The following is a 24,030-nucleotide window of genomic DNA, read 5'->3' on the forward strand; positions in this document are numbered from 1 at the left end:
TTGTACACGTTCGTCAATGACAAGGAAGCCAGTACATGTCAGTCGTTACAGAAGTCTCTCCCGACAAGAAAAAACTGACGATTTCGGTCAAGGGGCGATTCGATTTCGCCAAGCATCAGGAATTTCGCCAATCCTACGAAAAAGAGCAGCCCGAATCGGTGATTGTCGACCTCAAGGAGGCGACCTATCTCGACAGTTCGGCGCTCGGCATGCTGCTTCTGCTGCGTGATCATGTCGGCGGTGACGATTCGGAAATCCGCGTGGTCAACAGCAGTTCCGACGTGAAGAAAATCCTCGCCATCTCCAACTTCGACAAACTGTTCGACATCAGTTGACGGCCATGCAGCCGCAAGAGCCGCTGACGATCCTGATCGCCGAAGACAGCGCCGCCGACCGGCTGCTGTTGTCGACCATCGTCCGTCGTCAGGGGCATGAAGTGCTGACGGCCACCCATGGCGCAGAGGCGGTCGAGGCGTTTATCCGGCAAAAACCGCATCTGGTGTTGATGGACGCCATGATGCCGGTGATGGACGGATTCGAAGCGGCACGGCAGATCAAGAAGCTGGCGGGTGAAAACCTGGTGCCGATCATCTTCCTCACGTCGCTGACGGAGAGCGAGGCACTGGCTCGTTGCCTTGAAGCTGGCGGTGACGACTTTCTGGCGAAGCCGTACAACCAGGTGATCCTTGCCGCCAAAATCAAGGCGATGGATCGCTTGCGGCGTTTGCAGGCCACGGTTCTTCAGCAGCGCGACCTGATCGCCAGGCACCACGAGTATCTGCTCAACGAGCAGCGGGTCGCCAAGGCCGTGTTCGACAAGGTCGCGCATTCCGGTTGCCTGAGCGCCCCGAACATCCGTTACCTGCAATCGCCCTACGCGCTGTTCAATGGCGATTTGCTGTTGGCGGCCTACACCCCGGCCGGCGACATGCATGTGTTGCTCGGTGACTTCACCGGCCATGGCTTGCCGGCGGCCGTCGGCGCCATGCCGCTGGCCGAGGTGTTCTATGGCATGACCGCCAAGGGTTACGGTCTGGCCGAGACCCTGCGGGAAATGAACGCCAAGCTCAAGCGCATCCTGCCGGTGGATATGTTCTGTTGTGCGACATTGTTGTGCCTGAGTTTTCAGCGGCGCTCGGTGGAAGTCTGGAACGGCGGCATGCCCGACGGTTATCTGCATTGCCTCGCCACGGGGGAGCGCACGCCGCTGGCGGCTCGCCACCTGCCGCTGGGGGTACTCAGCCCGCAGGCCTTCGACGATCGCACCGAAGTTCACTCGATGGCGGCGGGCGATCGCGTGTTCCTGCTTTCGGACGGTGTCATCGATACCTGCGATGCCAACGATCAGTTGTTCGGTGTCGAGCGCTTGCACAAGGTATTCGCCGCCAATCGCCAGCCGGATCGTCTGTTCGGGGAAATCGAGCAGGCGTTACAGGACTTTCGCGGTGAAGCCCGGGACGATGTGAGCATGGTCGAGGTAAGTCTGCTGGAGGCCGAGCAGGTCAATCCATCGGCGCCGGTGTATTCCGACAGTGGCCAGTCCTGCCCGCTTGACTGGTCGGTGAGCTTCGAATTTCGCGGTGCCACACTCAAACGCTTCAATCCGCTGCCTTTTCTGTTGCAGTTGCTGCTGGAAGTGCATGGATTGCGGGCGCAGAGTGGCGCACTGTACAGCGTACTGGCCGAGCTTTATTCCAACGCGCTTGAGCATGGCGTGTTGGGTCTGGATTCGAGCCTCAAGCGCGATGCGTCGGGTTTCGCCCGTTATTATGAGCAGCGCAATGCGCGTCTTGAGGCCTTGCAGGACGGTTACGTGCGCGTGCATTTGCAGGTGCGGCCGCAAGGCGAGGGCGGTTGTCTGGTGGTGCGTGTCGAGGACAGCGGCCGGGGATTCGATGTCGCGCGCGTTATGGAGCGGCCGCTCGACGGTGTCCGTCTGTCGGGACGCGGTGTCAGTCTGATCCGGCAGTTGGCCCGAAATGCGAGCTGGTCAGACGATGGTCGCAGTGCCCGCGTGGAGTTTTTCTGGGAGGCTCTGGCATAATCCGCGCATTCTTGATCAAGGAGTGAACAAGTGGCTGATACACATGTGGACCACGAGGCGCTAAGCGCGCTGCGGGAAGTGATGGAAGACAGCTATCCGGAACTGCTGGATACCTTTCTCGCCGATTCCGAAAATCGCCTGCGGGAGTTGCAGCAGACTGCCGATGCCGATGCATTGTCCTCCGTTGCGCACAGCTTCAAGGGCAGCAGCAGCAACATGGGCGCGACCCGTCTTGCGGTGCTGTGCCAGGAGCTGGAACAGCATGCCAAAGACAAGAGCCCTTCCGAAATCATCAAACTGGTCGCCGACATCCATAGCGAGTTCGCCGATGTGCGGCCCGTTTATGTCGCCGAGCGGCAGCGCTCGCTAACGCACTGATTCTGCCGCCGGGCGGTTTTGCCGGAATTCTGACGAAACTGGCCCGGCACTTGCAGACATCTATCCCAACTGTACCTACGATCCCAGTGCAGCGGAGACCGAGCCATGCCTGCAAGCCCCAATATTCTTCTTCAGACCGCCGCCCAGGCCAAGGCACTAGCTGCCTCGGCCAAATCATCGGCAGTGGCCGCAGAGCCCGGGGACAAGGCCTCAAGTTTCGCTCAGGTGTTCGCCGATCAAGGCCCGAACAAGCCCTCCGTGACCGTCGACAATTCGGCAAAACCTGCTCGTGACAAGGATGCCGACAACAGCGGCAAGAAAGACCTCGGCGAGGATCAGTCTGCCGCCCCGGAACCCGCGGTTGCCGATAGCGGCAAAGCCTTGCCCGCCGACAAACCGGCGACGGCGGCAACGGACGACAAGACCACTACCGATGACGAAGCGACTGAAACCGTGCCGGCCCCCGTGGCTGATACGGCGCCGGTGGACCCGGCGCTGGTAGCGGCGATAGAGCCGGTCGTCACGGCACCGGTGGTGGCCACGCCGGTCGTCGATACCGCCGCAAAACCGCAAGCCGATCAACCTGCCGTGGCGGTATTGCCGGGTATGGTCAAGGATCCGGCGCCGGCCACTGACCCGGCTTTCGATCCCGAGGCGGATCCGCTGGATGCGCTTCCTGCCGTGCGCATGGCCATGGAGCAGAGTGGTCACATTTCTGCCTCCAGCCAGTCTCAGCCCAAAGCCGCCCCGGCCCAGGCGCAGACTGACGGTGAATTGACCTCGGCGCAGAACTTCGCTGCCGGCATGGCCAGCATGCTCGATGTGCAGGCTGACAAGGACAGTACCAGCCAGGGTGGTGAAAAAGCGTTCAGCGGCCTGATCGATGACGGCCTGAAAGATTTGAAGACGGCCACCAGCGATACCCGTGTGGATGATTTCGCCAACCGTCTGGCGGCGCTGACCCAGGCGGCTACGCCGAAGACCGCCAACGCAGTGCCGGTGAACCAGCCGATTGCGATGCATCAGAACGGCTGGACCGAACAGGTAGTCAACCGGGTCATGTACCTGTCGAGCAACAACCTGAAGGCGGCTGACATCCAGTTGCAGCCAGCGGAGCTGGGACGTCTGGATATCCGGGTGAACATGGTGCCGGACCAGCAGACCCAGGTGACCTTCATGAGTGCTCATCCGAGTGTGCGTGAAGCCCTCGACAGCCAGATGCATCGCCTGCGCGACATGTTCAACCAGCAAGGCATGGGGCAGGTCGACGTCAATGTTTCCGACCAGAACCGTGGCTGGCAGGGCCAGGGTCAGGAGCAGGCACAGCAGGGGCAGGGCGGTCGCACCAGTGCTGCCGGCGGTCGCCTGGATTCGTCTGAAGAAGAGCTGACGCCGGCGGCCGTGGCTGAAGCGGCGGCCACCGCCACTCACGTGATCGGCTCCAGCGCCGTCGACTACTACGCCTGATATACGAGGCAAATTACCTGTGGGAGCGAGCTTGCTCGCGAAGGCTTTTTGACGAACAACACCTGTGTTGAATGTTAAACCGCTTTCGCGAGCAAGCTCGCTCCCACAGTTGTTTGCGCTGCCCCTCTCTACCCCTCCGACACTTCTGGCATAACACTTGCTCTTGCCTTGCCGTGCGACTGTGAAAACCCGATTAGTGACGGATTATTGGCATGGCGAAGAGCGAAGCTGCAGCAGTAAAAGACCCCGCAACCAAAGGCAAACTCAAGCTGATCATCATGATCGTGCTGGGGCTGTTGCTGGCGATCGGCACGTCCGTGGGGGCGACCTGGTTCTTCATGCACAGTGCCCAGAGCAAGCCTGAGGCGGCCGCCGAAGCGGCCCCGGTCGGCAAGCAAGCGGCGATTTTCGAGCCGATGGCGCCGGCCTTCGTGGCCAACTACAACCAGAACGGCCGTCAGCGCTACATGCAGGTGAGCATCACCATGCTGGCGCGCAATCAGGCTGATCTGGAAGCGCTCAAAGTGCACATGCCAGTGATCCGCAATAACCTGGTGATGCTCTTCTCCGGTCAGGATTTCGCCACGCTGGCGACCCCGGTCGGTCAAGAGATGTTGCGCCAGAAGGCCACAGCCAGCGTCCAGGAAGTGGCGCAGAAAGAGCTGGGCAAAGTGGTGATCGAACAGTTGCTTTTCACTAATTTCGTACTGCAGTAGGAACACGACATGGCCGTGCAGGATCTGCTGTCCCAGGATGAAATCGACGCGCTGTTGCATGGCGTCGACGATGGTCTGGTACAGACCGATAACGCTGCCGAACCCGGCAGTGTCAAAAGCTACGACCTGACCAGCCAGGATCGCATCGTCCGTGGACGCATGCCGACTCTGGAAATGATCAACGAGCGTTTTGCCCGCTACACCCGCATCAGCATGTTCAACATGCTGCGCCGCTCGGCGGACGTTGCCGTCGGTGGCGTGCAGGTGATGAAGTTCGGCGAATACGTGCACTCGCTGTACGTGCCGACCAGCCTCAACCTGGTCAAGATCAAACCCCTGCGCGGCACCGCGCTGTTCATCCTCGACGCCAAACTGGTGTTCAAACTGGTGGACAACTTCTTCGGCGGCGATGGCCGTCACGCCAAGATCGAAGGGCGTGAATTCACCCCGACCGAATTGCGTGTAGTACGCATGGTGCTGGAGCAGGCGTTCGTCGATTTGAAAGAAGCCTGGCAGGCGATCATGGAAGTCAACTTCGAGTACATCAACTCGGAAGTGAACCCGGCCATGGCCAACATCGTCGGCCCGAGCGAAGCGATCGTGGTCTCCACGTTCCACATCGAACTCGACGGCGGTGGCGGTGATCTGCACGTGACCATGCCGTACTCGATGATCGAGCCGGTGCGCGAAATGCTCGACGCCGGTTTCCAGTCGGACCTCGACGACCAGGACGAGCGCTGGGTCAACGCCCTGCGCCAGGACGTGCTGGATGTCGACGTACCGATCGGTGCCACCGTGGCCCGTCGTCAGCTGAAACTGCGCGACATCCTGCACATGCAGCCGGGTGACGTGATCCCGGTCGAGATGCCGGAAGACATGATCATGCGCGCCAACGGCGTGCCGGCCTTCAAGGTCAAGATGGGCTCGCACAAAGGCAACCTCGCGTTGCAGGTGATCGAGCCGATCGAGCGCCGCTGAAGCGGCGCAACATCCCTTACGCATTTAACTGAATTGTTGCCCGCCGAGGACAAATGATGAACGACGATATGAACGCCCAGGACGACCAGGCACTGGCCGATGAATGGGCTGCCGCCCTGGAGGAAACCGGTGAAGCCGGGCAGGCCGACATCGACGCGCTGCTGGCTGCCGACGCTGGTGTTTCGGGCTCCAACCGCCTGCCGATGGAAGAGTTTGGCAGCGTGCCGAAGAACAACGACCCGGTGACCCTCGATGGTCCGAACCTGGACGTGATCCTCGACATCCCGGTGTCGATCTCGATGGAAGTGGGCAGCACCGACATCAACATCCGCAACCTGCTGCAACTCAACCAGGGTTCGGTGATCGAGCTTGATCGTCTGGCCGGCGAGCCGCTGGACGTACTGGTCAACGGTACCCTGATCGCTCACGGTGAAGTGGTCGTGGTCAACGAAAAGTTCGGCATCCGTCTGACTGACGTGATCAGCCCGAGCGAACGCATCAAGAAGCTGCGCTGAGTGAAAAAGGTTCTGGGTGCTTTGTTCGGTCTGGCACTGGCGTTGCCGTTCAGCGTGCTGGCGGCCGAGCCGGTGGCGACTACGGCAGCGGTTGCTGCGCCGGCCGTCAACAGTGGCGTGGCGGGTCAGCTGACGCAACTGGTGCTGGGGCTGTTGCTGGTGCTGGGGCTGATCTTCTTCCTCGCCTGGCTGTTGCGCCGGGTGCAGCAGGCCGGTCCCGCCGGCAAGGGCCAGGTGATCGAGTTGATCGGTTCCCGTGCGCTCGGGCCGCGTGATCGTCTGATGCTGGTGCAAGTCGGCAACGAGCAGATCCTGCTCGGTCTCAGCCCCGGAACCATCACTGCGTTGCACGTGCTCAAAGAGCCGGTCGAGGTGCCGAGCACCGCCGACAAAGCGACTCCGGAATTTGCCCAGCATCTGTTGAAGATCCTCGGCAAGGATCAGAAGGATAAGAAGTAATGGGTGCGTTGCGCATCGTCTTGACCCTGGCCTTGATGTTGGCCGCGCCGCTGGCATTGGCCGCCGATCCGTTGTCGATCCCGGCGATCACTCTGGGCACCAACGCCGAGGGCGCGCAGGAGTATTCGGTCAGCCTGCAGATCCTGCTGATCATGACGGCGCTGAGCTTTATTCCGGCCGCCGTCATCCTGATGACCAGTTTCACCCGGATCATCATCGTCTTCTCGATCCTGCGTCAGGCCCTTGGCCTGCAGCAGACCCCGTCGAACCAGATTCTCACCGGCATGGCGCTGTTCCTGACGCTGTTCATCATGGCGCCGGTATTCGATCGCGTGAACAACGATGCCTTGCAGCCGTACCTCGCGGAAAAGCTCACGGCCCAGCAAGCGGTGGAAAAGGCTCAGGTGCCGATCAAGGACTTCATGCTCGCCCAGACCCGCTCCAGCGATCTTGAGCTGTTCATGCGCCTGTCCAAGCGCACCGACATCGCGACGCCGGATCAGGCGCCGCTGACGATTCTGGTGCCGGCGTTCGTGACGTCCGAGCTGAAGACCGCATTCCAGATCGGCTTCATGATCTTCATCCCGTTCCTGATCATTGACCTTGTGGTCGCGAGCGTGCTGATGGCGATGGGTATGATGATGCTGTCGCCGCTGATCATTTCCCTGCCGTTCAAAATCATGCTGTTCGTGCTGGTGGATGGCTGGGCGCTGATCATTGGCACCCTGGCCAGCAGTTTCGGAGGTGTATCGCCATGACGCCAGAAGTAGCGGTCGACATCTTTCGCGAGGCCCTGTGGCTGACCACCATGATGGTGGCGATCCTGGTGGTCCCGAGCCTGTTGGTGGGTCTGGTGGTGTCGATGTTCCAGGCCGCCACTCAGATCAACGAACAGACCCTGAGCTTCCTGCCGCGTCTGCTGGTGATGCTGGTGACGCTGATCGTCGCCGGCCCGTGGCTGGTGCAGACGTTCATGGAATACATCACTCAGTTGTACAAAAACATTCCGATGGTCATCGGCTAAGCCATGCAATCGCTGCTTCAGCTGACCGACACCCAGATCAGTACCTGGGTGGCGACGTTCATGCTGCCGCTGTTTCGCGTCGCCTCGATGTTGATGGTGATGCCGGTCTTCGGTACTACGCTGGTGCCCCGGCGTATCCGCCTGTACTTCGCCTTCGCGATCACCGTGGTGATCACGCCCAACCTGCCGCCGATGCCGGCCGTCAGCCCTCTGGACCTCAGCGGTCTGCTGCTGATCGCCGAGCAGATTCTGGTCGGAGCGGTGCTGGGCTTCTCTCTGCAATTGTTCTTTCAGGCTTTCGTGGTGGCGGGGCAGATCGTCGCGATCCAGATGGGCATGGGCTTCGCGTCGATGATCGACCCTACCAACGGCGTGTCGGTGGCGGTGATCGGGCAGTTCTTCACGATGCTGGTGACCTTGCTGTTCCTGTCGATGAACGGGCACCTGGTGGTCTTCGAAGTGCTCACCGAAAGCTTCACCACGCTGCCGGTCGGCGGTGGGTTGATGACCACGCATTATTGGGAACTGGCCGGCAAACTCGGCTGGGTATTGGGCGCCGCGTTGTTGCTGGTGCTGCCGGCGATCACCGCGCTGCTGGTGGTCAACATCGCCTTGGGCGTGATGACCCGCGCCGCACCACAGCTCAACATTTTCTCCATCGGTTTTCCGCTGACTCTGGTGCTCGGCCTGTTCTTCGTCTGGGTCGGTCTGGCGGACATTCTCAATCAGTATCAACCGCTGGCCTCCGAGGCTTTGCAGTTTTTACGCGAACTGGCAAAGGCGCGCTGAGTCATGGCTGAGAGCGAGAGCGGTCAGGACAAAACAGAAGACCCCACGGAGAAACGCAAGAAGGACTCCCGGGAAAAGGGTGAGATTGCGCGCTCCAAGGAGCTCAACACGCTGGCGATCATGCTCGCCGGCTCTGCCGCGCTGCTGATTTTCGGCGGGATGCTGGCGCAGGAATTGATGGAGTTGATGCGCCAGAACTTCACGTTGTCGCGGGAAGTGATCATGGACGAGCGCTCCATGGCGACGTTCCTGATGAGCTCTGGATTGCAGGCGCTGCTGGCGATCCAGCCAATCATGATCACCCTGTTGCTGGCCGCTTTCCTCGGGCCGATCGCGCTGGGTGGCTGGCTGTTCGCCGCCGGTTCGCTGGCGCCCAAGTTCAGCCGGATGAACCCGGCGGCGGGTCTCAAGCGGATGTTTTCGATGAAGTCTGTGATCGAGCTGCTCAAGGCGCTGGCCAAGTTTCTGATCACCTTGGGTGTGGCGCTGGTGGTGCTCAATTCGGATATCGACGACCTGCTGCGCATCGCCCACGAGCCGCTGGACCGGGCGATCATTCACAGCTTGCAGCTGGTGGGCTGGAGTTCTCTGTGGCTGGCGTGCGGGTTGATCATCATCGCGGCCGTCGACGTGCCCGTGCAGATCTGGGAGAGCATCAAGAAGCTCAAGATGACCAAGCAGGAGGTGCGCGACGAGCACAAGGATCAGGAAGGGCGGCCGGAGGTCAAGCAGCGCATTCGTCAGGTCCAGCGCGAGATGTCGCAGCGCCGGATGATGGCGGCGATTCCGGATGCCGACGTGGTCATCACCAACCCGACCCACTACGCCGTGGCGCTCAAGTACGACGCCGAGAAGGGCGGCGCGCCGATGCTGCTGGCCAAGGGCAGCGACTTCCTGGCGCTGAAGATCCGCGAAATCGCGGTGGCCAACAACGTCATGCTGCTCGAATCGCCGGCCCTGGCGCGTTCGATCTATTACTCCACGGAGCTGGAAGAAGAAATCCCCGGCGGCCTGTACCTGGCGGTCGCTCAGGTCCTGGCCTACGTCTACCAGATCCGCCAGCACCGCGCGGGCAAGGGCAAGTTCCCGGAACCGCTCAAGGACGATCTGCCGATCCCGCCGGATCTGCGGCGCGATTCCTGATTCTGATGAAACAAAAAAACCGCCATCCGGTTGAACCTGATGGCGGTTTTTTCATACCCGATGACCTGTGTTGCTTGAGAGGCCGCCTTCGCGGGCAAGTCGAATCGTCGCACCGCCGCTCCCACAGGTTTGGCGTCGCTCGGGAGATACGAGCACGCCACAAATCACTGTGGGAGCGAGCTTGCTCGCGAAGGCGTCAGCCGCCACGGCGCATCACTCAAGCCTTTACGCGCAAGTCTGCGACTGCGGTATTTCCAGATTATCCAGCACCCGATTCACTGCCAGCTCACCGAGCATGATCAGTTGCGCAATTCCCACCAGCGTCCTGCGCTGCGAGGCGGGCATGAGATGGGTGAAGTCATTGACGATGGTTCTGGCTGAAGCCAGGGTTTCGCAGGCATCGGCCAGCAGCTCTTCGTTTTTGAAGTCCGCGGTGACGGCGTACATTCTGCGGTTTTTGCGCGGTGGTGGCGTGGAGCCGGGCGGACAGAGATAGTGATCGAGGGCGCGGTCGGCGGCTTCGTGAAGCTTTCTGGAATCGGGGGATTCGTAGGGCGAGGCGGGGTCGGTTTCGGGTGGATTGGGTGTGGGTTTGATCATGGTGAAGCTCCTGAGTTATGGAGCCACTCTCGCCTGTCGCTAAACAAGTGAAGGTGGCAGCTGTACGCAGGTTAGCGAACCGGTCTCAGGCACCCCGGTAGACCCGAAGGTCTCCCGCATACAGCCGCCATAACGTAATTGCGGACGAAGAGTCCCGCAACGAAGTCATGAACGCTGATGCACTGAGATAGTCCGAGTCGCTAAACCCGATCGCTGATTCGTCAGCGACCGACCCACAATAGAACCCGACCCCACAGCGCACAAGCCGGCGGATTCTGGCGTGGCTGTAGGCAATCACGCAAGGATTCGTAGCCTTCAAGGCGTGTCTGGAGGTGTCTTTTAAACACCAGAGTTTAAAAGGCACTTTTAACGGGTAAAGGGATACGTACCCTTTTTCCCTGTGCCTTTTATCTGAAAAAAATCATTACCTGTCAGATCTGACAGTAGACAACCATTGCCCTCTGGCGCCCTATAAACCCGGCACTCTTGCTGTCATGAACTCGCGTCCCGTGAGTGTGGCGGCTGACGATTCTTTCATTGGAAGTCGGGGATTTATCATGGCGACGCGTATTTACCGAAAGCTGCCGGGCATGGAGCTGGAGTTCGTTTCAGGGAGGCTGGAGAGGGATGTGGCGCAGGGAGCCATCTACTATGAGGTGGTGTTCGATCTGCGGCTGGACTTTGTTAATTTCGTGGTCATGGCCAATCAGTACATCCCGAATTATCTGGACAACCCGATTAATGCGATCCGGCCTGAATTTGGCGGATTGGCCTATCACTACGCCTACAATTATTTCTTTGATGCGGCAGGCAAAATCCGCGATAACCCATCGTTGTTTGCCCTGTTTACCCACTCCAGTTTTTACATGGATCAATGGTCGAGTGGGAGTGGGCCGCTGGAGCGTCGGTATGAAAAACCCGTGTTCGTTGTCACCGACAATCAGTTGCGGGTGACGGCGAGGCAGTACTTTCGCCTGAGTGCCGGTTCGCCCCCGATCGAGATCAGCGATCTGCCGCGCATATTCTTCGAATGGGCCCTGAATCTGATGGAGGGCGATGACCTGTCCTCTGGCACTGCGCCCGAAACCAAAGTGGTGCTCATGCAGGCTGATGAGGACGTGGTCGATGTCGGTGGTGAAAGTGTGTTCAAGGGAACGCACTACCTCGATAACGCAACGCTGTCTTTTGGTCCTATCACTCAGGCCCAAGTTTTGGTTGCCGGCTGACCGGCGAGGTTTCAATCCATCGAATTGCTCTGTCACTGGGGGCAGGCTTGTGCCGGGCTCGGTGCACTTGCCTCCATTCAGGTTCGTCGCCCCTCTATTTCAATCCCCCGCAAAAGTTGGAAGGCTTCTTGCAGTAGCCGCCGTGCGCCTGCTTCGGGCGTCAAAAGTTTGCTTTAAAGGAACGGGGAAAACCGGTGGATCGCTCTCAGTTAATCAACAGTGCTCGCTCGAACATTGCCGACCTCAGTCGGGGCAATCTGGGTGTGCCGCTGTTGCTGCTGGTCATGCTGGCGATGATGATGTTGCCGGTGCCGCCGTTCCTGCTCGACGTGTTCTTCACCTTCAACATTGCCCTGTCGATCGTCGTGCTGCTGGTCTGCGTGTACGCCTTGCGGCCGCTGGATTTCGCGGTGTTCCCGACGATCCTGCTGGTGGCGACGCTGTTGCGGCTGGCGCTGAACGTGGCGTCGACGCGGGTGGTGATGCTCCACGGTCAGGACGGCCACGCCGCCGCCGGTAAGGTGATCCAGGCCTTCGGTGAGGTGGTGATCGGCGGTAACTACGTGGTTGGTATCGTGGTTTTCGCGATCTTGATGATCATCAACTTCGTCGTGGTGACCAAAGGTGCCGGGCGGATTTCCGAGGTGAGCGCGCGTTTCACCCTCGATGCGATGCCCGGCAAGCAAATGGCAATCGACGCCGACCTCAACGCCGGTCTGATCGACCAGGCCCAGGCCAAGGCCCGCCGTCAGGAAGTGGCCCAGGAGGCTGAGTTCTACGGATCGATGGACGGTGCCAGCAAGTTCGTGCGCGGTGACGCCATCGCCGGTTTGCTGATTTTGTTCATCAACCTGATCGGCGGCATGGCCGTCGGTATCTTCCAGCACAACATGACGTTCGCCGACGCCGGCAAGGTTTACGCCTTGCTGACCATCGGTGACGGTTTAGTGGCGCAATTGCCATCACTGTTGTTATCTACAGCTGCAGCGATCATGGTGACCCGTGCTTCCGGTTCGGAAGACATGGGCAAGCAGATCAATCGCCAGATGTTCGCCTCACCGAAAGCGCTGGCGGTGGCGGCCGGTCTGATGGCGGTCATGGGCCTGGTGCCGGGCATGCCGCACTTCTCGTTCCTGAGCATGGCCGCCCTGGCTGCCGGTGGCGCTTACCTGTTCTGGAAGAAACAGAACGTGGCCAAGGTCGTTGCGCTGGAAGAGGTCAAGCGCCAGCAGGAACTGCTGCCGTCGCCGGCCCGCGCCATGGAAACCAAGGAGCTGGGCTGGGACGACGTGACCCCGATCGACATGATCGGCCTGGAAGTCGGCTACCGCCTGATTCCGCTGGTGGACCGCAACCAGGGCGGGCAATTGCTGGCGCGGATCAAGGGCGTGCGCAAAAAGCTCTCGCAGGATCTGGGCTTCCTGATGCCGACCGTGCACATCCGCGACAACCTCGACCTGGCGCCGAGCGCCTATCGCCTGACCCTGATGGGTGTGATCCTGGCCGAGGCCGAGATCTATCCGGATCGCGAACTGGCAATCAACCCGGGGCAGGTCTACGGCTCGCTCAACGGCATTACCGCCAAAGATCCGGCTTTCGGCCTGGAGGCGGTGTGGATCGAAGTCAGCCAGCGTGCCCAGGCGCAATCGCTTGGTTACACCGTGGTCGATGCCAGCACCGTGGTTGCGACCCACTTGAACCAGATTCTGTACAAGCACTCCAGCGAGCTGATCGGCCACGAAGAAGTGCAGCAATTGATGCAATTGCTGGCCAAGAGCTCGCCGAAACTGGCTGAAGAGCTGGTGCCGGGTGTGGTCACGCTGTCGCAACTGCTCAAAGTGTTGCAGGCATTGCTGGCCGAACACGTGCCGGTGCGCGATATTCGCAGCATTGCCGAAGCCATCGCCAACAATGCCGCCAAGAGTCAAGATACCGCCGCTTTGGTGGCCGCTGTGCGGGTCGGCGTATCCCGCGCCATCGTCCAAAGCATTGTAGGGACTGAGTCGGAGCTGCCAGTTATCACGCTGGAGCCAAGGTTGGAACAAATATTGCTCAATAGTCTGCAGAAGGCAGGACAAGGCTCGGAAGAGGGCGTTCTGCTGGAGCCAAGCATGGCCGAGAAGCTGCAGCGTTCGCTGATCGAAGCGGCGCAGCGTCAGGAAATGCAAGGTCAGCCGGTGATCCTGTTGGTAGCAGGCCCGGTTCGCGCGATGCTCTCGCGCTTTGGTCGCCTGGCAGTTCCCGGACTGCATGTGCTGGCCTACCAGGAAATTCCGGACAACAAGCAAGTGACCATCGTTGCGACAGTAGGGCCCAACGGCTGAGGTAGTGGTTTATGCAAGTTAAGCGTTTTTTCGCCGCCGATATGCGTCAGGCCATGAAGCTGGTTCGTGATGAGCTGGGCGCTGATGCCGCCATCATTGGCAACCGCCGCATTGCCGGCGGTGTCGAGCTGACGGCGGCGCTCGATTACAAACTGTCGGCGCTGGCCCCGCGTGTTCCGAACATGGAACTCGAGGACGAGCTGCGCAAGACCCAGTCGCGCATCGTCACCGCCCAGGCCGAACTGAGCCTGCGTGGCGAAGCCGACGGCAACACCAATCGCCAGCTGTTCGCCGGGCTGCCGTTGACGGCCGGGCTGCCGCTGACTGCTGCCGAGCCACTGACCGAACCGACCTACGAAGCGCCGGCCCGTCCGGTACCGGCGCCCGCAGCGGTTTCCGCTGGCGTTGACCCGCGTGCACTGGACTCGATGCGTTTCGAACTCAACAGCCTGCGCGAACTGATGGAAGTGCAACTCGGCACCCTGGCCTGGAACCAGCTGCAAGGCAGCCGTCCGGCCCAGGCCAATCTGTACCGTCGTCTGCAGCGCATTGGTTTGTCTGGCCCGTTGTCCCGCGATCTGCTGTCGATGATCACCGAGATCGACGAGCCTCGTCAGGCCTGGCGCATGCTGCTGGCGCACCTGGCGCGGATGATTGCCGTGCCGGAAGTCGAGCCGCTGGAAGAGGGCGGTGTGATTGCCATGGTCGGTCCTGCCGGCATGGGCAAGACCACCACCCTCGCCAAACTGGCCGCCCGTTATGTGCTCAAGTACGGCGCGCAGAACATCGCGCTGGTGAGCATGGACAGTTTCCGTATCGGCGCGCAGGAGCAGCTCAAGACTCTGGGTCGCATCCTCAACGTGTCGGTGACCCATGTCGATCCGGGCCAGTCCCTGGTGCAGGCGCTGGATCCACTGCTGCGCAAACGCGTGGTGCTGATCGATACCGCCGGCCTGCAAGCCAGCGATCCGGCCCTGCGCATGCAGCTGGAAAGTCTGGCCGGTCGTGGCATTCGGTCGAAAAATTATCTGGTGCTGGCAACCACCAGCCAGAAACAGGTTCTAACCGCCGCTTATCACAGTTACAAGCGTTGCGGGCTTGCCGGGTGCATCCTGACTAAACTGGATGAGACGGCCAGCCTCGGCGAAGTGCTGAGCCTGGCGATCAGTCACGAACTGCCGGTCGCCTACCTGACCGATGGGCCGCGTATTCCGGATGATCTGCATCTGCCGCGCCGTCATCAACTGGTCAGCCGCGCCGTCAGTGTGCAAATGCAGGAAGAACCCAGCGAAGAAGCCATGGCTGACATGTTCGCTGATATCTACCACAGTCCGACCAAGCAGGTTGGCTGAGGTAATGAACCGTTTTTGTACCTACATCGATGGTCTGCCATGCATTGTTCCGGTTGTGAACGCGCAGCCAGTAATGTGGCCTCCGTCTATGCAAGACAAGGTAAAGAAATAACATGGGCAGCATGCATCCCGTACAGGTGATCGCGGTGACCGGCGGCAAAGGTGGCGTCGGCAAGACTAATGTGTCAGTGAACTTGTCCCTGGCCCTGGCAGAGCTTGGCCGTCGGGTCATGCTGCTGGACGCCGACCTGGGGCTGGCGAACGTCGACGTTCTGCTGGGCCTCACACCCAAACGCACCCTGGCCGACGTGATCGAAGGCCGCTGCGAGCTGCGCGACGTGCTGTTGCAAGGCCCCGGCGGGATCCGCATCGTGCCGGCCGCTTCCGGCACCCAGAGCATGGTTCACCTGAGCCCGGCCCAGCATGCCGGCCTGATTCAGGCCTTCAGTGACATCGGCGACAATCTCGACGTACTGGTGATCGACACCGCTGCGGGTATTGGTGACTCGGTAGTCAGTTTTGTTCGCGCAGCCCAGGAAGTTTTGCTGGTGGTCTGCGACGAGCCGACCTCGATCACCGACGCCTACGCGCTGATCAAGCTGCTCAACCGCGATTACGGCATGAACCGCTTCCGCGTCCTGGCCAACATGGCGCAGAGCCCGCAGGAAGGTCGCAATCTGTTCGCCAAGTTGACCAAGGTCACGGATCGCTTCCTCGACGTCGCCCTACAATACGTCGGCGCGGTGCCCTACGACGAAAGCGTGCGCAAGGCGGTGCAGAAGCAGCGTGCGGTCTATGAAGCCTTCCCGCGTTCCAAGTGCGCACTGGCGTTCAAGGCGATCGCACAGAAGGTCGACACCTGGCCGCTGCCCGCCAACCCGCGTGGCCACCTCGAATTTTTCGTCGAGCGCCTCGTGCAGCAAACGGCAGGACCTGTGCTATGACCGCCAGCGGTATGAACCTTTACAAAAAGTCGGCGCGTGACGCGCAGTACGAGCTGATCGAGCGTTACGCGCCACTGGTCAAACGCATCGCCTACCACTTGCTGGCGCGATTGCCGGCCAGTGTGCAGGTCGAAGACCTGATCCAGGCCGGGATGATCGGTCTGCTCGAAGTCTCGACCAAATACGACGCCAGCAAGGGCGCCAGTTTTGAAACGTACGCGGGTATCCGGATCCGTGGTGCGATGCTCGACGAAGTCCGTAAAGGGGACTGGGCTCCGCGCTCGGTTCACCGCAACACCCGTATGGTCAGCGACGCGATTCGCTCGATTGAAGCTAAAACCGGCCGTGACGCTAAAGATCACGAAGTTGCGGCCGAACTCCAATTGAGTCTCGACGATTACTACGGGATTTTGAACGACACCCTGGGCAGCCGGCTGTTCAGTTTCGACGACCTGTTGCAGGACGGCGAACACGAAGGGCTGCACGAGGATGGCGCCAGTGCTCATCTGGAGCCGTCGCGCGATCTGGAAGACGAGCGTTTCCAGGCTGCGCTGGCGGACGCGATTGCCAATTTGCCGGAGCGTGAGCGACTGGTGTTGGCGCTGTACTACGACGAAGAGCTGAACCTCAAGGAGATCGGTGAAGTCCTTGGCGTCAGTGAATCGCGGGTCAGCCAGTTACACAGCCAGTGCGCGGCCCGCTTGCGGGGGCGTTTGGGGGAGTGGCGAGCGCGCTGAAGGCAGTGTGGGGACACTGCGAACGAGGCTGGTGCGGTGGTGAACGGCACCGGTCTTGCTCTGTTGTGCTCCAGACAGTCATCGAGTGTTTTGCCGGATTGATTGAAATGGCGCGTCCAGGTGCTGGACGCGTTTAAGACTGCTTGGAGGTCGAATTGAACAAAGACATGAAAATCCTCATCGTTGATGACTTCTCAACGATGCGGCGGATCATCAAGAACCTGTTGCGTGACCTTGGGTTCACCAACACCGTTGAAGCCGACGATGGCACCACCGCCATTCCGGTGCTCAACAGCGGCAGCATCGACTTTCTGGTGACCGACTGGAACATGCCCGGCATGACCGGTATCGACCTGCTGCGCCACGTGCGCGCCGATGAAAAGCTCAAGCACCTGCCGGTGCTGATGGTGACCGCTGAAGCCAAGCGCGAGCAGATCATCGAAGCGGCCCAGGCCGGCGTGAACGGCTATGTGGTCAAACCTTTCACGGCTCAGGCGTTGAAAGAAAAAATCGAGAAGATTTTCGAACGCATCGGCTGATGAACGCGCGGGGGAGCTATGGAGCATAAAGAATCTTCACAGGGCGACTTCGAGTCGACCCTGAAAAAACACGCGGTCGAACTGGTCGAAAGCCTTGAAAAGGGCAGGTTCGGCGACGCTGTGCAACTGATCCATGAGCTCAATCAGACCCGTGACCGTGGCCTGTACCAGGAAGTGGGCAAGCTCACGCGTGAACTGCACAGTGCGATCGTCAATTTCCAGATCGATCCGCACATGCCGCAGGCCGAGGAAGTGTCGCAAATCACCGACGCCACCGAACGCCTGGGCTACGTGGTCAAACTGACCGAAGCTGCTGCCAACCGCACCATGGATCTGGTGGAAAGCGCGACCCCTGTGGTCAATGGCCTGGCTGACGAGGCCCAGGCCTTGAGCGCCGATTGGGGCCGCTTCATGCGCCGTGAGGTCGGGGCTGAAGAGTTCCGTGAGCTGGCGCGCCGGGTCGACGGTTTTCTGGCACGCAGCAGCGCGGACAACCGCGCGGTGTCGAGCAATCTGAACGACATTCTGCTCGCCCAGGATTACCAGGACCTCACCGGTCAGGTGATCAAGCGCGTGACCCAATTGGTCACCGAAGTCGAAAGCAACCTGCTCAAGCTCGTGCTCATGGCCAGCCAGGTGGACCGCTTTGCGGGCATCGAACATGACCGTGCGGCAATGCTCGCTGAAAAAGATCCACAAAAACATCTCTCGCAGGGTGAAGGTCCGCAGATTCATGCCGATAAACGAGAAGACGTTGTGTCCGGTCAGGACGATGTGGACGATTTGTTATCCAGCCTTGGATTCTAGAGTTTTGGAATTTTAGGTTTTTTGGGTTTTTAGACCTGTAGGAGCACCCCATTAATGAGCTTCGGCGCCGATGAAGAGATCCTTCAGGATTTCCTGGTTGAGGCCGGCGAGATTCTTGAGCAACTGTCCGAACAACTGGTCGAGCTGGAAAGCCGCCCGGATGACGCAGATCTGCTCAACGCAATTTTTCGCGGTTTCCACACTGTAAAAGGGGGCGCCGGCTTCCTTCAGCTCAACGAGCTGGTGGAGTGCTGTCACATCGCCGAAAACGTGTTCGACATCCTGCGCAAGGGTGAGCGTCGCGTAGATGCAGAACTGATGGACGTGGTGCTCGAAGCGCTGGACGCGGTGAACAGCATGTTCAGCGAAGTCCGCGATCGCAGCCCGATTACCGCCGCCACCCCGGAACTGCTGGCTGCCCTGGCGCGTCTGGCCGAACCGCAATCGGCGGATGAAGCCCCGGCTTCGCCTGTGGCCGAGATGATCGAAGAACTGGTCGTCGAAGGCGAATCGGGGGATATCACCGATAACGAATTTGAACAGTTGCTGGACTCGCTGAACGCCGTCAAGGCCGAAGCCGAGGCCCCGGCGGCTGCCGCTGCGCCGGCTTCCGACGAAGCGGCCAGCGATGAAATCACCGACGCCGAGTTCGAGTCGCTGCTCGACCAGTTGCACGGCAAGGGCCAGTTCGCGGCCGACGCCGTGGCACCGGCAGCCGCTGCGCCAGCTGCTCCAGCGGCGGGCGACAGCTCGGACATCACCGACGACGAATTCGAAGCCTTGCTCGATCAGCTGCACGGCAAGGGCAACTTTGCCGTCGATGCGCTGGAATCGGCGATTGCTTCGGTGCCTGCATCGGCTGCTCCGGCAGCGGCGGCGGCCGGTAGCGATCTGATCACCGATCACGAGTTCGAATCGCTGCTCGACGATCTGCATGGCAAAGGCAAGTTCACTGACGTCGCCACCGGTGCCGTCGTGACGGCCGGCAATGCTTCTGCTGTTGCAGCGCCTGCCGCCAAGGCCCCGGCCGCTGCGGCAAAACCTGCTGCAAAAGCGCCTGAACCGAAAGCCGAACCGGCCAAACCGGCTGCCGCCGCAGCACCGGCTCCGGCCCGTGCTCCAGCGACGCCGCCACCGGAAAAACCGGCGAGCGAAGCCGAGACCACCGTCCGTGTGGACACCGCGCGTCTCGACGAAATCATGAACATGGTCGGCGAGCTGGTGCTGGTGCGTAACCGTCTGGTGCGCCTGGGCCTGAACAGCGGCGACGAGTCGATGCAGAAGGCCGTGTCGAACCTCGACGTGGTCACCGCCGACTTGCAGACCGCGGTGATGAAGACCCGGATGCAGCCGATCAAGAAAGTCTTCGGCCGCTTCCCGCGCCTGGTTCGCGACCTGGCACGTCAGCTGAAGAAAGAGATCAACCTGGAACTGGTGGGCGAAGAGACCGACCTCGACAAGAACCTCGTCGAGGCACTGGCCGACCCGCTGGTCCACTTGGTGCGCAACGCGGTCGACCACGGCATCGAGTCGCCGGAAGAACGCGAAGCTTCGGGCAAGGCCCGTGGCGGCAAGGTGATCCTGGCCGCCGAGCAGGAAGGCGACCACATCCTGCTGTCGATCTCCGACGACGGCAAAGGCATGGACCCGAACGTCCTGCGCGCCATCGCCGTGAAACGCGGTGTGATGGACAAGGATGCTGCCGATCGCTTGAGCGACACCGAGTGCTACAACCTGATTTTCGCCCCGGGTTTCTCGACCAAGACCGAGATCTCCGACGTGTCCGGCCGTGGTGTCGGCATGGACGTGGTGAAGACCAAGATTTCCCAGCTCAACGGTTCGATCAACATCTACTCGACCAAGGGCGCCGGCTCGAAAATCGTCATCAAGGTGCCGCTGACCCTGGCGATCATGCCGACCCTGATGGTGATGCTCGGCAACCAGGCGTTCGCGTTCCCGCTGGTGAACGTCAACGAAATCTTCCACCTCGACCTGTCGACCACCAACGTGGTGGATGGCCAGGAAGTGGTGATCGTGCGGGACAAGGCGCTGCCATTGTTCTACCTCAAGCGCTGGCTGGTCAGCTCCGCCGCTCACGAAGAGCAGCGCGAAGGCCATGTGGTGATCCTTTCGGTGGGCACCCAGCGGATCGGCTTCGTCGTCGATCAACTGGTCGGCCAGGAAGAAGTGGTCATCAAGCCATTGGGCAAGATGCTCCAGGGAACTCCGGGCATGTCCGGCGCCACCATCACCGGTGACGGCCGCATTGCACTGATTCTCGATGTTCCGAGCATGCTCAAGCGTTACGCCGCACGGCGTATTTGAATCCGGGGCGGCGGGGCGACAGCGTCCCGCCGCACCTAATGGAGTGTTTATGGCAGTCAAAGTCCTGGTGGTGGACGATTCGGGTTTTTTCCGCCGCCGCGTCTCGGAAATTCTTTCAGCGGATCCGAGCATCCAGGTTGTCGGCACGGCAACCAACGGTAAAGAGGCGATCGATCAGGCCCTGGCCCTCAAGCCGGACGTGATCACCATGGACTACGAGATGCCGATGATGGATGGCATCACGGCCGTGCGGCACATCATGCAGCGCTGCCCGACGCCGGTGTTGATGTTCTCCTCGCTGACGCACGAAGGCGCCCGGGTCACCCTGGATGCGCTGGATGCCGGTGCGGTGGATTTCCTGCCGAAGAATTTCGAAGACATCTCCCGCAATCCGGAGAAGGTCAAGCAACTGCTGTGCGAGAAGGTTCACAGCATCTCGCGCAGCAACCGTCGTTTCAGTGCCTACAGTGCGCCGGCGCCTGCCGCTGCACCTGCACCTGCGCCGACTCCGGCAGCGGCGCCGTCGAGCTTTGGCAGCCACAGTGCACCGGCCCGTCCGGCCCCTGCGCCTGCACCGACTCGCGCGCCAGCGGCCAGCGCTTCGTCGCCGGCCCCGAAACGCAAAAACTACAAGCTCGTGGCGATTGGTACGTCGACCGGCGGCCCGGTCGCGCTGCAACGGGTTCTGACCCAGTTGCCGGCCAGCTTCCCGGCGCCGATCGTGCTGATCCAGCACATGCCGGCGGCCTTCACCAAGGCCTTTGCCGAGCGTCTGGACAAGCTGTGCCGCATCAGCGTCAAGGAAGCCGAGGATGGCGACATCCTGCGTCCGGGCCTGGCGCTGCTGGCACCGGGTGGCAAGCAGATGATGATCGATGGCCGTGGCGCGGTGAAAATCCTGCCGGGCGACGAGCGTCTGAACTACAAGCCGTGCGTGGACATCACCTTCGGTTCTGCAGCCAAATCCTACAGCGACAAAGTTCTGGCGGTCGTACTGACCGGCATGGGCGCCGACGGCCGTGAAGGCGCACGCCTGCTCAAGCAGGGCGGCAGCACGGTCTGGGCTCAGGACGAAGCCAGTTGCGTGATCTACGGCATGCCGATGGCCATCGTCAAAGCTGACCTCGCCGACGCGGTGTACAGCCTGGACGATATCGGCAAGCACATTGTCGAGGCATGCGTCTGATGGATGTTCTAAGCCTTATCGGGATCATCATGGCGTTCGTCGCCATCATCGGCGGCAACTACCTTGAAGGTGGTCACCTCGGCGCGCTGGCCAACGGCCCGGCGGCGCTGATCGTGCTCGGCGGCACCATCGGTGCCGCGCTGCTGCAATCACCGATGAGCGCGTTCAAGCGCGCCATGCAGATTCTGGCCTGGATCTTTTTCCCGCCGCGTGTGGATCTGGCCGGCGGCATCGACCGCGTGGTCAACTGGAGCCTCACCGCCCGCAAGGAAGGTCTGCTGGGTCTGGAAGGCGTGGCGGATGCCGAACCTGACGCCTACTCGCGCAAGGGCCTGCAACTGCTGGTCGACGGCGCCGAGCCGGAAGCGATCCGCAGCATCCTCGAAGTGGATTTCTACACCCAGGAAGCCCGCGACATCGAGGCCGCCAAAGTGTTTGAAAGCATGGGCGGCTACGCGCCGACCATCGGCATCATCGGTGCGGTGATGGGCCTGATCCACGTGATGGGCAACCTGGCCGATCCGTCGCAACTGGGTAACGGGATTGCGGTCGCGTTCGTCGCCACCATCTACGGTGTGGCCAGTGCCAACCTGGTGTTGCTGCCGGTGGCCGCCAAGCTCAAGTCAATTGCGTTGCGGCAGTCGCGTTATCGCGAAATGTTGTTGGAAGGGATCTTGTCGATCGCTGAAGGTGAAAACCCACGCTCCATCGAGTTGAAGCTCCAGGGCTTCATGGATTAAGGGACTGACCTCATGGCACGTCGTCGCCAGCATGAAGAGCACGTAAACCATGAACGCTGGCTGGTTTCCTATGCCGACTTCATCACCTTGCTCTTTGCCTTTTTCGTGGTGATGTACTCCATCTCGTCGATCAACGAAGGCAAGTACAAGATCATCTCCGAAGCGCTGATCGGGGTCTTCACCGACTCCGACCGCGCGCTCAAGCCGATCCCGATCGGTGAAGAACGACCGAAGACCGTGACCCCGGCCAAGCCGCTGGTCAAGGACGCCGAACAGGTCGACGCCGGCATCGCCGGGGCCAGTGATCCGCTGAAAAGCATTGCCGATGACATCAGCGCCGCGTTCGGCGATCTGATCTCCTCGAACCAGATGACCGTGCGCGGCAACGAGCTGTGGGTCGAGATCGAACTCAACTCCAGCCTGTTGTTCGGCAGCGGTGATGCGATGCCGAGCGACATCGCGTTCAACATCATCGACAAGGTCGCAGCGATCCTCAAACCGTTCGACAACCCGATCCACGTCGAAGGCTTCACCGACGATCAACCGATCCGCACCGCGCAGTACCCGACCAACTGGGAACTGTCCTCGGCGCGTTCGGCGAGCATCGTGCGCATGCTGGCGATGCAGGGCGTCAACCCTGGCCGCCTGGCTTCGGTGGGTTACGGCGAATTCCAGCCGGTGGCCAACAATGCCACCGCCGAAGGCCGGGCGAAAAACCGTCGTGTGGTGCTGGTGGTGTCGCGCAATCTTGATGTGCGCCGCAGCCTGACCGGCACCGGAACCGCCCACGCGCAACCGGATGCCGCGTTGAAGCGTGCTGGCACACAAACTGCACCGACCCCGGTCAAGACGCCGGGACGCGAGAGTGCCGTCAATTCTCCGTCGCCCGCATTAATACGCTGAACCATGTCTCGGCCGAGTATCCCGGCCGGGAGGAACGATCTGAATGAGAGTCTGGGCAGTCGCCAATCAAAAGGGTGGTGTTGGTAAAACCACTTCTTCCATCGCTTTAGCCGGTTTGCTGGCAGAGGCGGGCAAGCGCGTGGTCGTGGTCGATCTCGACCCGCACGGCTCGATGACCAGCTATTTCGGTTACGACCCCGACAGCCTGGAACACAGCAATTACGACCTGTTTCTGCACAAGGGCAGTGTGCCGCAAGGCCTGCCGGGCCAGTTGCTGCTGTCGACCAGCGATGAACGCATTTCCCTGTTGCCGTCGAGCACTGCGCTGGCCACCCTCGAGCGCCAGTCGCCGGGGCAGAGTGGCCTGGGTCTGGTGATCGCCAAGAGTCTGGCGCAACTGTGGCAGGACTTCGATTACGCGATCATCGACAGCCCGCCGTTGCTCGGCGTGCTGATGGTCAACGCCCTGGCCGCGAGCCAGCAACTGGTGATCCCGGTGCAGACCGAGCACCTGGCCGTCAAAGGCCTGGAGCGCATGGTCAACACCCTGGCGATGATCAACCGCTCGCGCAAACAGGCACTGCCGTTCAGCATCGTGCCGACCCTGTTCGACCGCCGCACCCAGGCGTCGATGGGCACCTTGCGCGTGCTGCGCGACAAATTCCCCGACGAGATCTGGCAGGGATACATCCCGGTCGATACCCGTCTGCGCGACGCCAGTCGTGCCGGTGTCACTCCTTCGCAGTTCGACGGCAAGAGTCGTGGCGTGCTGGCTTACCGCGCGCTGCTCAAGCATCTGCTGGCGCAGCAACTCGTTCCGCAGGTGGCTTGAGC

At 61.0% G+C, this 24,030-nt stretch carries 25 protein-coding genes; 24 read left to right on the top strand and 1 reads right to left on the bottom strand.

What is annotated here, in order from left to right:
- The first annotated feature begins 35 nt into the window (after positions 1 to 35).
- From IHQ43_RS08105 to flhB, 12 genes are all read left to right on the top strand, one after another.
- Positions 36 to 335: an STAS domain-containing protein gene (locus IHQ43_RS08105; protein ID WP_007951938.1), complete on the top strand. Its 300-nt coding sequence runs from the start codon at positions 36 to 38 to the stop codon at positions 333 to 335.
- 5 nt (positions 336 to 340) lie between these two features.
- Positions 341 to 2,044, top strand: a complete 1,704-nt coding sequence (locus IHQ43_RS08110; protein WP_192563999.1) for an ATP-binding SpoIIE family protein phosphatase — start codon at positions 341 to 343, stop codon at positions 2,042 to 2,044.
- Positions 2,045 to 2,074: 30 nt separating this feature from the next.
- Positions 2,075 to 2,422 carry an Hpt domain-containing protein gene (locus tag IHQ43_RS08115; protein WP_007951942.1) on the top strand — a complete coding sequence of 116 codons (348 nt, stop codon included), beginning with the start codon at positions 2,075 to 2,077 and terminating at the stop codon, positions 2,420 to 2,422.
- Positions 2,423 to 2,527: 105 nt separating this feature from the next.
- Complete coding sequence (locus tag IHQ43_RS08120; RefSeq protein ID WP_192564000.1) at positions 2,528 to 3,889, top strand: flagellar hook-length control protein FliK; 1,362 nt, start codon at positions 2,528 to 2,530, stop codon at positions 3,887 to 3,889.
- A gap of 212 nt (positions 3,890 to 4,101) precedes the next feature.
- Positions 4,102 to 4,605 (top strand): flagellar basal body-associated protein FliL, encoded by a 504-nt coding sequence (fliL, locus tag IHQ43_RS08125; protein ID WP_192564001.1) that lies wholly within the window; start codon positions 4,102 to 4,104, stop codon positions 4,603 to 4,605.
- Between the two features lie 9 nt (positions 4,606 to 4,614).
- Positions 4,615 to 5,583 (top strand): flagellar motor switch protein FliM, encoded by a 969-nt coding sequence (fliM, locus tag IHQ43_RS08130; protein ID WP_003222890.1) that lies wholly within the window; start codon positions 4,615 to 4,617, stop codon positions 5,581 to 5,583.
- Positions 5,584 to 5,639: 56 nt separating this feature from the next.
- Entirely contained in the window at positions 5,640 to 6,098 is a 459-nt protein-coding gene (gene fliN / locus IHQ43_RS08135) for a flagellar motor switch protein FliN (protein ID WP_192564002.1), read from the top strand.
- Positions 6,099 to 6,557 carry a flagellar biosynthetic protein FliO gene (gene fliO / locus IHQ43_RS08140; protein WP_192564003.1) on the top strand — a complete coding sequence of 153 codons (459 nt, stop codon included), beginning with the start codon at positions 6,099 to 6,101 and terminating at the stop codon, positions 6,555 to 6,557.
- Complete coding sequence (fliP, locus tag IHQ43_RS08145) at positions 6,557 to 7,315, top strand: flagellar type III secretion system pore protein FliP (protein ID WP_192564004.1); 759 nt, start codon at positions 6,557 to 6,559, stop codon at positions 7,313 to 7,315. Before fliO ends, fliP begins: the two co-directional genes overlap by 1 nt.
- Complete coding sequence (fliQ, locus tag IHQ43_RS08150) at positions 7,312 to 7,581, top strand: flagellar biosynthesis protein FliQ (protein ID WP_179692254.1); 270 nt, start codon at positions 7,312 to 7,314, stop codon at positions 7,579 to 7,581. The genes fliP and fliQ overlap by 4 nt, the downstream gene beginning before the upstream one ends.
- Positions 7,582 to 7,584: 3 nt before the next feature.
- Positions 7,585 to 8,370 carry a flagellar biosynthetic protein FliR gene (fliR, locus tag IHQ43_RS08155; RefSeq protein WP_192564005.1) on the top strand — a complete coding sequence of 262 codons (786 nt, stop codon included), beginning with the start codon at positions 7,585 to 7,587 and terminating at the stop codon, positions 8,368 to 8,370.
- 3 nt (positions 8,371 to 8,373) lie between these two features.
- Positions 8,374 to 9,513, top strand: a complete 1,140-nt coding sequence (flhB, locus tag IHQ43_RS08160) for a flagellar biosynthesis protein FlhB (protein WP_192564006.1) — start codon at positions 8,374 to 8,376, stop codon at positions 9,511 to 9,513.
- A 225-nt stretch (positions 9,514 to 9,738) separates the two neighbouring features.
- Here the strand turns inward: flhB and IHQ43_RS08165 are convergent, their stop codons facing one another.
- Positions 9,739 to 10,113: a DUF6124 family protein gene (locus tag IHQ43_RS08165; RefSeq protein ID WP_192564007.1), complete on the bottom strand. Its 375-nt coding sequence runs from the start codon at positions 10,111 to 10,113 to the stop codon at positions 9,739 to 9,741.
- A gap of 557 nt (positions 10,114 to 10,670) precedes the next feature.
- On the opposite strand from IHQ43_RS08165, the gene IHQ43_RS08170 reads away from it, so the two are divergent.
- The 12 genes from IHQ43_RS08170 (at position 10,671) to IHQ43_RS08225 (ending at position 24,028) form a co-directional block, all read left to right on the top strand.
- Complete coding sequence (locus IHQ43_RS08170) at positions 10,671 to 11,339, top strand: hypothetical protein (RefSeq protein ID WP_192564008.1); 669 nt, start codon at positions 10,671 to 10,673, stop codon at positions 11,337 to 11,339.
- Positions 11,340 to 11,533: 194 nt separating this feature from the next.
- On the top strand, positions 11,534 to 13,663 hold the full coding sequence (flhA, locus tag IHQ43_RS08175) for a flagellar biosynthesis protein FlhA (protein ID WP_007951956.1): 2,130 nt from the start codon (positions 11,534 to 11,536) through the stop codon (positions 13,661 to 13,663).
- Between the two features lie 11 nt (positions 13,664 to 13,674).
- Positions 13,675 to 15,015 carry a flagellar biosynthesis GTPase FlhF gene (gene flhF / locus IHQ43_RS08180; RefSeq protein WP_192564009.1) on the top strand — a complete coding sequence of 447 codons (1,341 nt, stop codon included), beginning with the start codon at positions 13,675 to 13,677 and terminating at the stop codon, positions 15,013 to 15,015.
- A gap of 113 nt (positions 15,016 to 15,128) precedes the next feature.
- Positions 15,129 to 15,959 (top strand): flagellar synthesis regulator FleN, encoded by an 831-nt coding sequence (gene fleN, locus IHQ43_RS08185; protein WP_003222917.1) that lies wholly within the window; start codon positions 15,129 to 15,131, stop codon positions 15,957 to 15,959.
- Positions 15,956 to 16,696, top strand: a complete 741-nt coding sequence (fliA, locus tag IHQ43_RS08190) for an RNA polymerase sigma factor FliA (RefSeq protein ID WP_007951959.1) — start codon at positions 15,956 to 15,958, stop codon at positions 16,694 to 16,696. The genes fleN and fliA overlap by 4 nt, the downstream gene beginning before the upstream one ends.
- 167 nt (positions 16,697 to 16,863) lie before the next feature.
- A complete protein-coding gene (locus tag IHQ43_RS08195) occupies positions 16,864 to 17,235 on the top strand; it encodes a chemotaxis response regulator CheY (RefSeq protein WP_003183998.1) in 372 nt (123 codons plus the stop codon).
- Positions 17,236 to 17,253: 18 nt separating this feature from the next.
- Positions 17,254 to 18,042, top strand: coding sequence for a protein phosphatase CheZ (locus IHQ43_RS08200; RefSeq protein ID WP_007951961.1), 789 nt, complete (start codon positions 17,254 to 17,256; stop codon positions 18,040 to 18,042).
- A gap of 54 nt (positions 18,043 to 18,096) precedes the next feature.
- Positions 18,097 to 20,367 (top strand): chemotaxis protein CheA, encoded by a 2,271-nt coding sequence (locus tag IHQ43_RS08205; protein WP_192564010.1) that lies wholly within the window; start codon positions 18,097 to 18,099, stop codon positions 20,365 to 20,367.
- 49 nt (positions 20,368 to 20,416) lie between these two features.
- Entirely contained in the window at positions 20,417 to 21,553 is a 1,137-nt protein-coding gene (locus tag IHQ43_RS08210) for a protein-glutamate methylesterase/protein-glutamine glutaminase (protein ID WP_085605808.1), read from the top strand.
- Positions 21,553 to 22,293 carry a flagellar motor protein gene (locus IHQ43_RS08215; RefSeq protein ID WP_085683348.1) on the top strand — a complete coding sequence of 247 codons (741 nt, stop codon included), beginning with the start codon at positions 21,553 to 21,555 and terminating at the stop codon, positions 22,291 to 22,293. Before IHQ43_RS08210 ends, IHQ43_RS08215 begins: the two co-directional genes overlap by 1 nt.
- Positions 22,294 to 22,305: 12 nt before the next feature.
- The gene (gene motD / locus IHQ43_RS08220; RefSeq protein ID WP_011333075.1) at positions 22,306 to 23,196 is read left to right on the top strand and encodes a flagellar motor protein MotD; all 891 of its coding nucleotides are present in this window, start codon (positions 22,306 to 22,308) and stop codon (positions 23,194 to 23,196) included.
- A 43-nt stretch (positions 23,197 to 23,239) separates the two neighbouring features.
- Entirely contained in the window at positions 23,240 to 24,028 is a 789-nt protein-coding gene (locus IHQ43_RS08225) for a ParA family protein (protein ID WP_007959220.1), read from the top strand.
- Positions 24,029 to 24,030 lie beyond the last annotated feature (2 nt).

It is taken from the genome of Pseudomonas gozinkensis (assembly GCF_014863585.1).
Classification (GTDB): domain Bacteria; phylum Pseudomonadota; class Gammaproteobacteria; order Pseudomonadales; family Pseudomonadaceae; genus Aquipseudomonas; species Aquipseudomonas gozinkensis.